General features: G+C 58.9%; 12 protein-coding genes. 8 read left to right on the top strand and 4 right to left on the bottom strand.

Annotation, left to right across the window (positions count from 1 at the left end; translation table 11 throughout):
* Positions 1–150 precede the first annotated feature (150 nt).
* From aroK to trpS, 7 genes are all read left to right on the top strand, one after another.
* Positions 151–672, top strand: coding sequence for a shikimate kinase AroK (gene aroK / locus ACR6AS_RS18120; RefSeq protein ID WP_003852989.1), 522 nt, complete (start codon positions 151–153; stop codon positions 670–672).
* Between the two features lie 38 nt (positions 673–710).
* On the top strand, positions 711–1,799 hold the full coding sequence (gene aroB / locus ACR6AS_RS18115; protein ID WP_434163372.1) for a 3-dehydroquinate synthase: 1,089 nt from the start codon (positions 711–713) through the stop codon (positions 1,797–1,799).
* 72 nt (positions 1,800–1,871) lie between these two features.
* Complete coding sequence (locus tag ACR6AS_RS18110) at positions 1,872–2,906, top strand: SPOR domain-containing protein (RefSeq protein ID WP_434163369.1); 1,035 nt, start codon at positions 1,872–1,874, stop codon at positions 2,904–2,906.
* 93 nt (positions 2,907–2,999) lie between these two features.
* On the top strand, positions 3,000–3,815 hold the full coding sequence (dam, locus tag ACR6AS_RS18105; protein WP_111139733.1) for an adenine-specific DNA-methyltransferase: 816 nt from the start codon (positions 3,000–3,002) through the stop codon (positions 3,813–3,815).
* Between the two features lie 67 nt (positions 3,816–3,882).
* A complete protein-coding gene (rpe, locus tag ACR6AS_RS18100) occupies positions 3,883–4,566 on the top strand; it encodes a ribulose-phosphate 3-epimerase (protein WP_111139724.1) in 684 nt (227 codons plus the stop codon).
* The gene (locus ACR6AS_RS18095; RefSeq protein WP_111139723.1) at positions 4,550–5,227 is read left to right on the top strand and encodes a phosphoglycolate phosphatase; all 678 of its coding nucleotides are present in this window, start codon (positions 4,550–4,552) and stop codon (positions 5,225–5,227) included. The genes rpe and ACR6AS_RS18095 overlap by 17 nt, the downstream gene beginning before the upstream one ends.
* Before the next feature lie 16 nt (positions 5,228–5,243).
* Positions 5,244–6,245, top strand: coding sequence for a tryptophan--tRNA ligase (trpS, locus tag ACR6AS_RS18090; protein ID WP_111139722.1), 1,002 nt, complete (start codon positions 5,244–5,246; stop codon positions 6,243–6,245).
* A 57-nt stretch (positions 6,246–6,302) separates the two neighbouring features.
* Here trpS and cysG read toward each other — a convergent pair whose 3' ends face one another.
* From cysG to nirB, 3 genes are read right to left on the bottom strand one after another with little or no spacing between them, the layout of a single operon-like run.
* The gene (cysG, locus tag ACR6AS_RS18085) at positions 6,303–7,667 is read right to left on the bottom strand and encodes a siroheme synthase CysG (protein ID WP_434163368.1); all 1,365 of its coding nucleotides are present in this window, start codon (positions 7,665–7,667) and stop codon (positions 6,303–6,305) included.
* Between the two features lie 47 nt (positions 7,668–7,714).
* Entirely contained in the window at positions 7,715–8,041 is a 327-nt protein-coding gene (gene nirD, locus ACR6AS_RS18080; RefSeq protein ID WP_111139720.1) for a nitrite reductase small subunit NirD, read from the bottom strand.
* Positions 8,038–10,578 carry a nitrite reductase large subunit NirB gene (gene nirB / locus ACR6AS_RS18075; protein ID WP_111139719.1) on the bottom strand — a complete coding sequence of 847 codons (2,541 nt, stop codon included), beginning with the start codon at positions 10,576–10,578 and terminating at the stop codon, positions 8,038–8,040. The genes nirD and nirB overlap by 4 nt, the downstream gene beginning before the upstream one ends.
* Positions 10,579–10,799: 221 nt before the next feature.
* Here nirB and ACR6AS_RS18070 point away from each other — a divergent pair, with 221 nt between their 5' ends.
* Positions 10,800–12,077, top strand: coding sequence for a cytosine deaminase (locus ACR6AS_RS18070; RefSeq protein ID WP_111139718.1), 1,278 nt, complete (start codon positions 10,800–10,802; stop codon positions 12,075–12,077).
* Positions 12,078–12,112: 35 nt separating this feature from the next.
* On the opposite strand, the gene tsgA is transcribed toward ACR6AS_RS18070, so the two are convergent.
* Entirely contained in the window at positions 12,113–13,291 is a 1,179-nt protein-coding gene (tsgA, locus tag ACR6AS_RS18065) for an MFS transporter TsgA (protein WP_111139717.1), read from the bottom strand.
* Between the last annotated feature and the right edge of the window lie 95 nt (positions 13,292–13,386).

The raw sequence follows: 13,386 nt of genomic DNA, 5'->3' as shown, positions 1-13,386 counted from the left end.
AAGGCAATATAATCGGTTGCCAAACAGCCTTGAGTGTTGAGATAATTTTTCATCTGACTCTTGCTAACGCTCATGAGGTCTCAGTTCCTGTCCCGCCAGCAAATGCTGAACGCGGGGTATCATTAACGAATTCTTAGTAATACCGACAAAATGGCAGAGAAACGCAATATCTTTCTGGTTGGGCCGATGGGTGCCGGCAAAAGCACTATTGGCCGTCAGTTGGCTCAGCAACTCAACATGGAGTTCTTCGATTCCGATCAGGAAATTGAGCGACGCACCGGAGCGGATGTGGGCTGGGTTTTTGATGTCGAAGGCGAAGCTGGCTTTCGCGATCGCGAAGAAAAAATCATTAACGAACTGACCGAGAAGCAAGGCATCGTCCTGGCGACAGGCGGGGGTTCCGTCAAATCCCGGGAAACGCGTAATCGTCTCTCCGCCCGCGGTGTTGTGGTTTATCTTGAAACCACCATCGAGAAGCAGCTGGCGCGCACCCAGCGTGACAAAAAACGTCCGTTGCTGCAGGTGGATTCGCCGCCGCGCGAAGTGCTCGAAGCACTGGCCGGTGAACGTAATCCGCTCTATGAAGAGATCGCCGATGTCACCATCCGCACCGATGATCAGAGTGCCAAAGTGGTGGCGAATCAGATTATCCACATGTTGGAAAAAAGTTGATCCAACGTTCGAAGACTCTTTAACAGGTATCGGGCATCATGGAGAAGATCACCGTCTCACTGGGGGAACGCAGTTACCCCATCACTATCGCCGCCGGACTGTTTAACGATCCGGCTTCTTTTTGGCCGCTGAAGGCGGGCGAAAACGCCATGGTGGTGACAAACCAGACGCTGGCCCCGCTCTATCTTGACCCGCTGATAGCGCAGCTGACAGCGGCAGGGGTCAATGTGGATCAGGTGATCTTACCCGACGGCGAGCAGTACAAAACGCTGGCCGTGATGGATCAGGTCTTTACCGCCCTTCTGCAAAAACCGCACGGTCGTGATACGACGCTTGTCGCCTTAGGCGGCGGCGTCATTGGCGATCTGACCGGTTTTGCTGCGGCGAGTTATCAGCGTGGCGTCCGCTTTATTCAGGTGCCGACCTCCTTACTGTCGCAGGTTGACTCGTCGGTTGGTGGCAAAACGGCCGTTAACCACCCGCTGGGCAAAAACATGATCGGTGCGTTTTATCAGCCCGCATCGGTGGTGATCGATACAACCTGTCTGCAGACGCTACCCGCGCGCGAACTGGCGTCCGGTCTGGCCGAAGTGATCAAATACGGCATCATCCTTGATGGCGCATTTTTCCAGTGGCTGGAGCAGAACCTGGATGCGCTGCTGGCGCTGGATGCGCAGGCGCTGGCCTACTGCATCCGTCGCTGCTGTGAGCTGAAAGCGGACGTGGTGGCTGCCGATGAGCGTGAAAACGGTCAGCGGGCGCTGCTCAATCTGGGTCATACCTTTGGCCATGCGATTGAAGCCCACATGGGCTACGGCAACTGGCTGCATGGCGAAGCGATTGCCGCAGGCATGGTGATGGCGGCGCGCACGGCGGAACGTCTGGGACAGTTCAGTGCGGAAGAGACAGACCGCATTATTGCTCTGTTGCGACGTGCCGGTTTACCGGTACACGGGCCGCGGGCGATGAGTGCAGAGATGTACCTGCCACACATGATGCGCGATAAAAAAGTTCTGGCGGGCGAATTGCGGCTGATACTCCCGCTGTCGATTGGCCGCTCTGAAGTGCGTGGCGGCGTGGCACATGATATGGTGCTGGCTGCAATTAACGATTGTCAGCAACCCTGAGATTAAGCAGTTGAGTGGTGACGCGGCGCGCAGGGTGCGCAGTGCGGAATGCCGCTTTACGGAGGAGGCAAAATGGATGAGTTTAAACCGGAAGACGAGTTAAAACCTGACGCCAGCGACCGCCGTCCCTCGCGCCCTCGTAAGTCGTCTACCGCAGCCAGAATACCGGTTTCGCGCCAGCGTATCATGATGGGTGTCGGGATCCTGGTCCTGCTGTTACTGGTGCTGGGCATTGGATCGGCACTGAATGGCCCGGATGAGAAGAAATCCACCACGGCGGCTAACACCACGGCGGCGGGTGGCGGTTCCGGCAGCGAGAAAAATATCGATCTGACCGGTTCCTCCTCTATGTCAGGTGCACAGAATAGCCCGGCCACGACCGAAAACAGCCCGGCGACCAGCGCAAATAGTGGATCTGACGCGCAGCGCGACATCTCGATGCCGCCTGTAGCCTCCACGCCGACGCAGGCAGCACCGGTTGATACGCCCGCCAGTCAGCAGCGTGTAACGCTGCCGGGCGACCTCAACAGCGCGCTGACCAATCAGCAGCAGCAGGTCGATAACGCCGCGATGGGCTCGCAGGGGGGCAGCTCTCTGCCAACCGCGCCTGCGACCGTCAGCGGCACGTCCGGCACGGCAGCCAACCCGGTTACCGCACCGGGCCGCCAGACGCCAAACCGCACCACTACTGCGGCCCGTCCGGCGCACGAGTCATCGCACAAAACGGCCACCGCGTCGAAGCCGGTTACCCGTGACAGCAGAACCCACACGACGCCCGCGCGGACACCTGCCACTTCTGCGCCTGCTACGTCCGTCGCCGGCAGCGGTACGGCCAGCAAATCCCTGCCTGGCGGCAGCTACACGCTGCAACTGAGCGGCGCGTCGAAGCCGGAAAGTCTGAACGCCTGGGCGAAGCAGCAGAATCTGAGTGGCTATCACGTCTACAAAACCACCCGCAGCGGTCAGCCGTGGTACGTGCTGGTCAGTGGCTCCTACGCGACGCCAGCGGATGCTAAACGGGCAGTGGCCTCACTGCCTGCAGACGTGCGTGCGAAGAACCCGTGGGTGAAGCCCGTCAGCCAGGTGAAGAAAGAAGCCAGCCAATAGCGGATGTGGGGCCACTCGCTGGCCCCGTTTAAAGCGCAGATCTGCTGTCGGTTCAGCCACAGCCTCACAATAAGATGTAATAACCACGACAGCATGAAAAAAAATCGCGCTTTCCTGAAATGGGCAGGGGGAAAATTTCCCTTAGTAGAAGAGATCCATCGCCATCTGCCGCAGGGCGACTGTCTGGTCGAGCCATTTGTTGGCGCAGGTTCGGTGTTTCTGAACACTGAATTTGATCGCTATCATCTTGCCGATATTAACAGTGACCTGATCAATCTCTACAACATCGTTAAAACGCGCACGTCGGACTTTATCCGCGATGCGCAGCGGCTCTTCACGCCAGAAAATAACAACGAAATCTGTTATTACCAGCACCGCACTGAATTTAATACCAGCACGGACGCCTATCAGCGTGCGCTGCTGTTCCTCTATCTGAACCGTCACTGTTACAACGGTCTGTGCCGCTATAACCTGCGGGGTGAATTCAACGTCCCGTTCGGCCGCTATCGCAAACCCTACTTTCCCGAAGCAGAACTGTTATGGTTTGCTGAGCGTGCACAGAAAGCGACGTTTGTCTGTGAATCGTACGATGTTACCCTGAAGAGTGCCGGTAAAGGATCGGTGGTCTATTGCGACCCGCCTTATGCGCCGCTGTCGGCAACGGCCAATTTTACGGCTTACCACACCAACAGCTTCAGCCTGCGTGAGCAGGAGAATCTGGCGGCGCTGGCCGCAGAGATCTCTTCATCGGAGCACCGGATTCCGGTACTGATTTCCAACCACGACACTGCACTGACGCGTTTGTGGTATCAGGGTGCAGTGTTACATGTGGTCAAAGCCCGGCGTTCTATCAGCCGGAGCATAACCGGTCGCACCAAGGTCGACGAACTGCTGGCACTTTATCGCTAGTCTGTTTCGTCCGCGACCAACGCATTACGCCAGCCGCAGGGCTGGCGCACAACAGTGGGAGAATCGGATGAAACAATATTTGCTGGCCCCTTCAATCCTTTCGGCAGACTTTGCTCGCCTGGGCGAAGATACGGCCAAAGCGCTGGCGGCCGGAGGTGACGTGGTTCACTTCGACGTGATGGACAACCACTACGTCCCTAACCTGACCATGGGTCCGATGGTGCTGAAAGCCCTGCGCGACTATGGCATCACCGCCCCCATCGATGTGCATCTGATGGTGAAACCGGTGGATGCGCTTATCCCCGAGTTCGCCAGAGCGGGCGCCACCTATATCACTTTTCATCCCGAAGCCAGCGAACATGTCGATCGTACCCTGCAACTGATTAAAGAGCATGGCTGCAAAGCGGGCCTGGTCTTTAATCCGGCGACGCCGCTGAGCTACCTCGATTACGTGATGGACAAGCTGGATATCATTCTGCTGATGTCCGTCAACCCTGGTTTTGGCGGTCAGTCCTTTATTCCCGGCACGCTGGATAAGCTGCGCGAAGCGCGCAGACGTATCGATCAGAGCGGCTACGACATTCGTCTGGAAGTGGATGGCGGCGTCAAGATCGACAACATCGGCCAGATCGCGGCCGCCGGGGCGGATATGTTTGTGGCCGGCTCGGCCATCTTTGGTCATCCCGATTACAAGAAAGTGATCGACGATATGCGCAACGAACTGGAGAAGACCAATGGCTCATTTCACTGATATCCGTGCGCTGGCGTTCGATCTGGACGGCACGCTGGTCGATAGCGCGCCAGGCCTGGCCGATGCAATCGACCGCACGCTGAACGACCTTCGTCTGCCGCAGGCGGGTCTGGCGCGTGTGTCAACCTGGATTGGTAACGGTGCCGATATCATGATGGCCCGCGCGCTGACCTTCGCGCTGGGCCGCGAGCCGCAGCCAGAAGAGCAGCGTGATGCCCGGGCGCTGTTTGACCGTCATTATGCCGACACCGTCGAGGCGGGCAGTACGCTGTTCCCGCAGGTGAAGGAGACGCTGGCCGCCTTCAAAGCCGCCGGGCTGCCGATGGCGATTGTCACCAACAAGCCGACGCCGTTTGTGGCACCGCTGCTCGCGTCGCTGGGTATTGAGGATGCGTTTTCACTGATTATCGGTGGCGACGATGTGCCGGTTAAAAAACCGCATCCGGCGGCGATCTTTAAGGTGCTGGGCACCTTTGGTCTGCTGCAGAAGGAGTTGCTGTTTATCGGTGATTCCCGCAATGATATCCAGGCTGCGCAGGCGGCGGGCGTTCCGCATGTCGGCCTGACCTTTGGCTACAACTATGGCGAGCCGATTGCCACCAGCCAGCCCGATTTAACCCTCGACTCTTTCGACGAACTATTGCCCGCTCTGGGGCTGTAAATATCAGGACATAAGTATGAAACCCATCGTTTTCAGCGGCGCACAGCCGTCCGGCGAACTGACCATCGGCAACTACATGGGAGCACTGCGTCAGTGGGTGCAGATGCAGGATGATTTCCACTGCATCTACTGCATCGTGGATCTGCATGCGATCACTGTGCGTCAGGATCCTGCTGCACTGCGTAAGGCGACGCTGGATACGCTGGCGCTCTATCTGGCCTGTGGTATCGACCCCGAAAAAAGCACCATCTTCGTGCAGTCACATGTGCCGGAGCACACGCAGCTGAGCTGGATCCTGAACTGCTACGCCTACTTCGGTGAGCTGAGCCGCATGACTCAGTTCAAGGATAAATCCGCGCGTTACGAAGAGAACATCAACGCTGGTCTGTTCGACTATCCGGTGCTGATGGCGGCTGACATCCTGCTCTATCAGACCCATCAGGTGCCGGTCGGTGAAGATCAGAAACAGCATCTGGAGCTGAGCCGCGATATCGCGCATCGCTTCAACGCGCTTTATGGCGAGATCTTCAAGGTGCCGGAGCCGTTTATTCCGAAGTCCGGCGCGCGCGTAATGTCGCTGCTGGAGCCGACGAAGAAAATGTCCAAGTCTGACGATAACCGCAACAACGTTATCGGCCTGCTGGAAGATCCTAAAGCGGTGGTGAAGAAGATTAAACGTGCCGTGACCGACTCTGAAGAGCCGCCTGTCGTGCGTTACGACATCAAAGAGAAAGCGGGCGTCTCTAACCTGCTGGACATTCTGTCAGGCGTGACCGGCAAAACCATCGCCGAGCTGGAGCAGGAGTTCGAAGGCAGGATGTATGGCCACCTGAAGGGCGCAGTGGCGGATGCCGTCTCCGGTATGCTCTCTGAGCTGCAGGAACGTTATCACCGTTTCCGCAACGATGAAGCGCTGCTGGAGCAGGTGATGCGTGATGGCGCGGCCAAAGCCCGCGCCCAGGCGCAGGAAACGCTGAAGAAGGTGTATGAAGCGGTGGGCTTTGTCGCGATGCCGTAACGGCGAAAGCGACAGACAGAACGGCGGGCATGGTGCCCGCCGTTTTTATTTACAGGCTCAGAACCAGCGCAGCGTGTCACGCAGCGCGACCACGCTGCCGATAATCATCAGGCTGGGGCTGGCGACCTGAGCCGCCAGTGCTTCCAGCTCGCCGAGTGTTCCACTGACCACACGCTGACGGGGCGAGGTGCCGTTTTCTACCAGCGCCACCGGCATATCGCGGCGCATACCGTGCGTGATCAGCTGCTGCTGTATCTCTGCGGCCTGGGTCAGGCCCATATAAAACACCAGCGTCTGCTGTTCCGCCGCCAGCGTCTGCCATTCGAGCGAGCCCGTTTTCTGCAGATGCCCGGTAATCAGCCTCACGCTCTGCGCATGATCTCGGTGGGTCAGGGGAATACCGCTGTAGGCGGCACAGCCCGAAGCGGCGGTGATGCCGGGCACCACGCTGAACGGGATCTGCCGCTGCGCCAGCGCCTCCAGCTCTTCGCCGCCGCGCCCGAAGATAAAGGGATCGCCCCCTTTCAGCCGCACCACCCGTTTACCGCGCTGCGCCTGCTCGCAGAGTAACTGATTGATTTCCTCCTGCGGCACGCAGTGGTATCCGGCCCGTTTACCGACAAAAATGCGTTCGGCATCGCGACGCACCAGATTCAGAATCGCATCAGAAACCAGCCGGTCATAGACGATGACATCCGCCTGCTGGATCAGCTGCAGGCCTTTCAGGGTCAGCAGTCCGGCATCGCCAGGACCAGCACCCACCAGCGCCACTTCTCCCCGCACGGCAGGATCGGCACTCAGGAGCGTCTCCGTGATCTGCGCGGCGCGATCCTCATCACCGTTTGCCAGCGTCTGCGCCAGTCGTTCGCTGTTGAAAAAGCGCTCCCAGAAATGGCGGCGGCCATTGAGAGAGGCGAACTGCGTTTTCACCCGGTCGCGTAGAGTACCTGCCCGCTGCGCCAGCTTGCCGAGATGCTGCGGCAGCATCGCCTCCAGCTTCTCCCGCAGCAGACGCGCCAGCACCGGCGCACGTCCGCCGGAAGAGACGGCGACCATCAGCGGTGAACGGTCGATGACGGAAGGCATAATGGCGCTGGCCTGCTGCGGGGCATCCACCAGATTGCAGAAGATCTGCTGCTTTTCCGCCGCGTCAGCGACCTGCTGATTCACGGCGTTGTCGCTGGTGGCCGCCACGACCAGCCAGCAGTCCTTCAGCCAGTGCGGCTCAAAAGGGCCATGCAGCAGCGTCACAGCCTGCTGCTGTGCCCAGTGCCGGAACACGGGGGAGAAATCAGTCGCGCCGACCCAGAGATCGGCCCCGGCCGCCAGCAGCAGGCGGGCTTTTCGCTCCGCCACATAACCTGCGCCTACCAGCAGGCAGCGTCTGCCCTGCAGACGGCAGAACAGGGGAAAGTAGTCCATCAGGCGTCCTTAATAAAAAGCCCGCGCAGGCGGGCTGTTGACGGGCGTTACAGGCAGACTTCAACCTGTCCGGCGTTGACCCGCACCGGCCAGGCCGCGACGGAGCGGGCCTCATCCTCCATGCAGTAGCCATCGCTGAGGCGAAACCGCTGCTTCTTCAGCGGGCTGGCGACCCAGAGCGTGCCCTCGTGTTCGGCAATAATGCCGCGTGACAGTACGCTGGCATGAGCAAAGGGGTCAATATTGCTGAGGGCATAGAGCTGTTCATCGTCGCGGGGACGGAAGATCGCAACCTGCTGGCCTGCTATCAGCGCACAGACGCCGGTGGCGGGCAGGATCTGCGTCAGCGGGCAAACCGGATTCCACTGGCTCATCGTTCAGTCTCCTCAATCAGGGTCACAGCGATACGTTCATCAACGCGTGCCGGGCGATGCTGATCGCGCTCGGCAACCCACTGCACATCAGGATCGCGCTGTGATGAGTTGATAAAGTGGGCGAAGCGCGTCAGATGCGCTTTATCCTCCAGCGTGGTTTTCCATTCACAATGCGCCGTAGCGCGCAGCGCGGCCAGCTGCTCTTCCATCTGGCTGTTGAGGCCGAGCCTGTCATTCACGATCACGTCGCGCAGATAATCGATGCCGCCTTCCAGACTCTCCAGCCACAGCGAGGTACGCTGCAGACGGTCGGCGGTGCGGATGTAGAACATCATGAAGCGGTCAAGAAAGGTGATGAGCGACTGCTGATCCAGATCGGCCGCCAGCAGATCGCCGTGGCGGGGCTTCATGCCGCCGTTGCCGCAGACGTAGAGGTTCCAGCCTTTTTCCGTGGCGATTACGCCGACATCTTTGCCCTGTGCTTCCGCGCATTCGCGGGTGCAGCCGGAAACGCCAAACTTCATCTTGTGCGGCGTCCGGATCCCTTTGTAGCGGTTCTCCAGCATCACGCCAAGGCCGAGGCTGTCGCCCACGCCATAGCGGCACCAGGCGCTGCCGACGCAGGTTTTCGCCATACGCAGCGCCTTGGCGTAGGCCTGGCCGGTTTCAAATCCGGCGTCGATCAGCTGGGACCAGATCGCAGGCAGGTCATCTTTCTGCGCGCCAAACAGACCAATACGCTGGGAGCCGGTGATCTTGGTATAGAGGCGATAACGTTCGGCGACCTCACCGATCGCCTTGAGGCCCTGCGGCGTAATCTCACCGCCGGGTGAACGCGGGATCACCGAATAGGTGCCATCTTTCTGGATATTGCCCAGATAGAGGTCGTTGCTGTCCTGTAACGGCGTATGCTGAGGCGCCAGCACATACTCATTCCAGCAGGAGGCGAGCAGTGAACCCACCGCTGGCTTGCAGATTTCACAGCCGTAACCCTGACCGTAGCGCGCCAGCAGCTCATCAAAGGTTTTGATCCCCTCCACCTGAATCAGGTGATAAAGCTCCTGACGTGACCAGGCGAAATGGGCGCAGAGATGGTTAGTGACTTCAATCCCCTGACGGCTGAGTTCGCTGTTCAGCACCTGGGTAATCAGCGGAATACAGCCGCCGCAGCCGGTGCCCGCGCGGGTCGCGCTTTTCAGGGCCGCCACGGTATGACAGCCGCCCTGAACCGCCTTCACGATATCGCCTTTGCTGACGTCGAAGCAGGAGCAGATCTGCGCGCTATCCGGCAGGGAATCGACGCCAATCGCCGGTTTGTCCCCGCTGCCTTCAGGCAGGATCAGCGCCTCCGGATTGGCCGGCAGCGGAATCGCATTCAGCACCAGTTGCAGCAGGTTGCCATAGTCGCGGGTGTCGCCCACCAGCACGGCACCCAGCAGGGTTTTCTGGTCGTTGCTGATCACCAGACGTTTGTAGATTGATTTGCCTTCATCCAGCCAGACCACGCTGCGTGCGCCGGGCGTGGTGCCGCGGGCATCGCCAATGCCGCCCACATCCACACCCAGCAGTTTCAGCCTGGCGCTCATGTCCGCGCCGGTAAAGGCATTATCGCGGCCCAGCAGGTGGTCGCTGGCGACCTGCGCCATTTTGTAGCCCGGGGCCACCAGGCCATAGACGCGATTCTGCCAGGCGGCGCACTCACCAATCGCATAGATAGAGGGATCGCTGGTGCGGCACTGGTCATCAATGGCGATGCCGCCGCGCGGCCCCAGGGTCAGCCCACACTGTTTTGCCAGTTTGTCCTGCGGACGAATGCCGGTGGAAAAGACGATAAAATCGACCTCCAGCGCACTGCCATCGGCAAATTCCAGCGTTTTGCCGCCGTGCTTGTGATGCACAATCTGCCGGGTATTTTTACTGGTATGTACCCGCACGCCCATCTGTTCAATCTTGTGACGCAGCAGTTCTCCGCCCTGCTGATCCAGCTGCTCCGCCATCAGTACCGGCGCGAACTCGATAACGTGGGTTTCGATGCCCAGATTTTTCAGCGCGCCCGCCGCTTCCAGCCCCAGCAGCCCACCGCCAATCACTGCACCGCGTTTGCAGCGACGTGAGCAGGCTTCAATGGCGTTGAGATCTTCGATGGTGCGATAGACAAAGCAGTCGCTGCCTTCTGCCCCGGTAATGGGTGGGATCCACGGATAGGAGCCGGTCGCAAAAATCAGCGTGTCGTAGTGCACCGCGCGTCCGGTGCTGGAGTGGATGAGCTTCTCATCACGGTTAATGGTGATGGCGCGCTCGCCCAGCAGCAGGGTGACCTGATGTTTGTCGTAATAGCCTTCCCGGACCAGCGACAGTTCTTCAGCAGTATGATGGGAGAAGTAAGCGGACAGATGGACACGATCGTAGGCGACGCGGGGTTCTTCACAAAAGACGGTCAGCGAAAACTGGTCGGGTTCCGCTTTCTCCAGTAACTCTTCGATGAAGCGGTGGCCGACCATGCCGTTACCGATAACGACGACATTGTGCTTGCTCATTTTTGCCTCAAATTTGCGATATCTGCGGCTACAATAGCGCGCCGTTTCTGACGCTTATTGATATGCATCAACCACAACGCCATATACCTATTAAGAGGTATATATATGATTTTCATTGATTTTATCGGATGCGGCTAACCTGCTGAATAACCTGCATTGCTGTTCCTGGTATGAATCGTGCTAGTTTTAACCACACAGGTTAATCGGATAAGGAATCAGCCATGCAGTCACCCGGCAGAATCAATAACGTGCGCTTGCCCGGACGGGAAGGGTTGTGGCAAATCGACATCGCCGACGGCAAAATCACCCGGCTTTCGGCCCAGCCGCAGCCGCTCCCGGCGACAGAGCAGGTGCTGGATGGAGAGGGCGGCCTGGCCTGCGCCCCCTTTGTTGAGCCGCATATTCATCTGGATACGACCCAGACGGCGGGTGAGCCTGCCTGGAATCAGTCCGGCACCCTGTTTGAGGGGATCGAACGCTGGGCCGAGCGCAAAGCCCTGCTCAGCCACGAAGATGTGAAACAGCGGGCGCTGCAGACGCTGAAGTGGCAGATCGCCAACGGCATCCAGTTTGTCCGCACCCACGTCGATGTCTCCGACCCGTCGCTGACGGCCCTGAAAGCGATGCTGGAGCTGAAGACAGAGATGGCCCCCTGGATCACCATTCAGATCGTCGCTTTTCCGCAGGAGGGGATTCTCTCCTATCCCAACGGCGAAGCGCTGCTGGAGGAGGCACTGCGGCTGGGCGCGGATGTGGTCGGCGCGATCCCGCACTTCGAATTTACCCGCGAATATGGCGTCGAATCGCTGCATAAGACCTTTGCGCTGGCGAACCGCTACGATCGCCTGATCGATGTTCACTGCGACGAGATCGACGATGAGCAGTCGCGCTTCGTTGAAACCGTGGCGGCGCTGGCGCATCGCGATGGCAACGGAGCGCGGGTGACGGCCAGTCATACCACCGCGATGCACTCTTACAACGGGGCTTACACCTCGCGGCTGTTCCGGCTGCTGAAACTCTCCGGCATCAACTTTGTCGCTAACCCGCTGGTCAATATCCATCTGCAGGGGCGTTTTGACACCTATCCAAAACGGCGCGGCATCACGCGGGTAAAAGAGATGCTGGAGGCGGAGATTAACGTCTGCTTCGGTCACGACGATGTGTTTGATCCCTGGTATCCGCTGGGCACCGCCAGCATGCTGCAGGTGCTGCATATGGGATTGCATGTCTGTCAGCTGATGGGCTATGAGCAGATCAATGCGGGCCTGGATCTGATTACGCATCACAGCGCCAGGACGCTGCAGCTGCCGGGTTACGGCATTGAGGTCGGCCATGACGCCAGCCTGGTGATTCTGCCTGCGGAGAGTGGTTTTGATGCGGTAAGAAGGCAGGTGCCGGTGCGCTATTCGCTGCGTCAGGGTACGGTAGTGGCAGAGACGAAGCCGGCAGAGAGCGAGATTTACTGGCGGGCGCGGGAGCGGGTGGACTTCCGGCGTTAACGGGCAGGGCGGCGCCAGAACGCCGCCCCGAACAATTAGTGCATGACGTGACCGTGAGAGCGGTGACGGCTGACAAAGCCAAGCAGGGCACACATCACAAACACCACAGCGTAGAGCGCGTTCGCCGTTGCCAGTGCAGTATGCACACCACTCTTCTCCACGATAGGCGCGGTCACCACGAAGGTCAGCATGGTGCCGACCGTGCCGCAGGTCAGAATGAAGTTTACCAGCTTCGGCGAGGCCACTCGGGTCTGCAGCGAACCCAGGGTGATAATGGTGGTGTAGATGGCGCTGGAGCTGAAGCCCAGAATCATGATGATCCATTTCAGCATCCCGGCATCGCTGCTGCTGACGAACCAGTACATCAGCAGGGTAGCCAGACCCGCCAGCACCATCAGAATGCGTTGCAGGTCGAAGAAACGCAGCAGGAAGCTGAAGGCCCACATGCCGACCATGTACGCGGTCCAGAAGCTGCCGACCAGCTGTCCGGCGTCATCAATATTCATGCCCATCACTTTGGTGGCATATTCCGGCACCCAGGAGATGAAACCGAGCTGGCCCAGAATGTAGCAGAGTGCCGCCACCGCCAGCAGCAGGACGCCCACGCCCCATTTTTCCTTCTCAACCGTCGGGCTGTTCTCGGGTTTACGCAGCACCGGGAACTCCACAAACAGCGTCATGATGAAGATGGCGACGTAGATAAAGCCGATGCAGACATAGACCCAGTACCAGGGCAGCTGACGCGCCAGCAGAATGCCTGCCAGCACCGGAAACAGCGTGCCTGCCATGCTGAAGAAGGAGTCGGTAAACAGCAGGCGGGAACCGCGCTGACGGCCTTCATACAGGTGGGTGATCAGGAAGGTCCCGATCGACATGGTGATGCCGCTGACCACGCCCAGCACGAACATACAGAGCGAAAAGACCGTCAGATCGCGACTGGTCATTAATCCGATGATCGCCAGCACCATCAGGACGAAGCCAAAAATCAGCTGACGCTTCAGTGGCACGATGACCATCAGCCAGGCGTTCAGGAAAACGGCCGCGAGGATGCCGCTGTTCAGGAAGGTGAAGGTGTTACTCATGCTGGAGATGGGGATCTGAAAATCTTTGGCGATATCGCCCATCACCATACCGGTAACGATCACCAGCGCGCCGGTCAGCGCGTAGGAGAAGAAGCTTATCCAGGTGAGGCCAATACGATTACGGTTTGTCATGTTCTGAACCTGTTGAGAACCGGGTGGCAAAAAGTGTCAGAAAGTGTAAACGGAACTGTGATCTTAATAAACAAGCAGTGAAACATGAGATCCAT

Origin of the sequence: Pantoea phosphatilytica (genome assembly GCF_051025615.1) — a bacterium.
Taxonomy (GTDB): Bacteria; Pseudomonadota; Gammaproteobacteria; order Enterobacterales; family Enterobacteriaceae; genus Pantoea.
This window is presented reverse-complemented; position numbering and strand designations above follow the sequence as displayed.

What these genes read in the sequence shown, in the direction of transcription:
- aroK (WP_003852989.1), top strand. Translation starts at nt 151, where the DNA reads ATGGCAGAGAAACGCAATATCTTTCTGGTTGGGCCGATGGGTGCCGGC.
- aroB (WP_434163372.1), top strand. Translation starts at nt 711, where the DNA reads ATGGAGAAGATCACCGTCTCACTGGGGGAACGCAGTTACCCCATCACT.
- ACR6AS_RS18110 (WP_434163369.1), top strand. Translation starts at nt 1,872, where the DNA reads ATGGATGAGTTTAAACCGGAAGACGAGTTAAAACCTGACGCCAGCGAC.
- dam (WP_111139733.1), top strand. Translation starts at nt 3,000, where the DNA reads ATGAAAAAAAATCGCGCTTTCCTGAAATGGGCAGGGGGAAAATTTCCC.
- rpe (WP_111139724.1), top strand. Translation starts at nt 3,883, where the DNA reads ATGAAACAATATTTGCTGGCCCCTTCAATCCTTTCGGCAGACTTTGCT.
- ACR6AS_RS18095 (WP_111139723.1), top strand. Translation starts at nt 4,550, where the DNA reads ATGGCTCATTTCACTGATATCCGTGCGCTGGCGTTCGATCTGGACGGC.
- trpS (WP_111139722.1), top strand. Translation starts at nt 5,244, where the DNA reads ATGAAACCCATCGTTTTCAGCGGCGCACAGCCGTCCGGCGAACTGACC.
- cysG (WP_434163368.1), bottom strand. Translation starts at nt 7,667, where the DNA reads ATGGACTACTTTCCCCTGTTCTGCCGTCTGCAGGGCAGACGCTGCCTG.
- nirD (WP_111139720.1), bottom strand. Translation starts at nt 8,041, where the DNA reads ATGAGCCAGTGGAATCCGGTTTGCCCGCTGACGCAGATCCTGCCCGCC.
- nirB (WP_111139719.1), bottom strand. Translation starts at nt 10,578, where the DNA reads ATGAGCAAGCACAATGTCGTCGTTATCGGTAACGGCATGGTCGGCCAC.
- ACR6AS_RS18070 (WP_111139718.1), top strand. Translation starts at nt 10,800, where the DNA reads ATGCAGTCACCCGGCAGAATCAATAACGTGCGCTTGCCCGGACGGGAA.
- tsgA (WP_111139717.1), bottom strand. Translation starts at nt 13,291, where the DNA reads ATGACAAACCGTAATCGTATTGGCCTCACCTGGATAAGCTTCTTCTCC.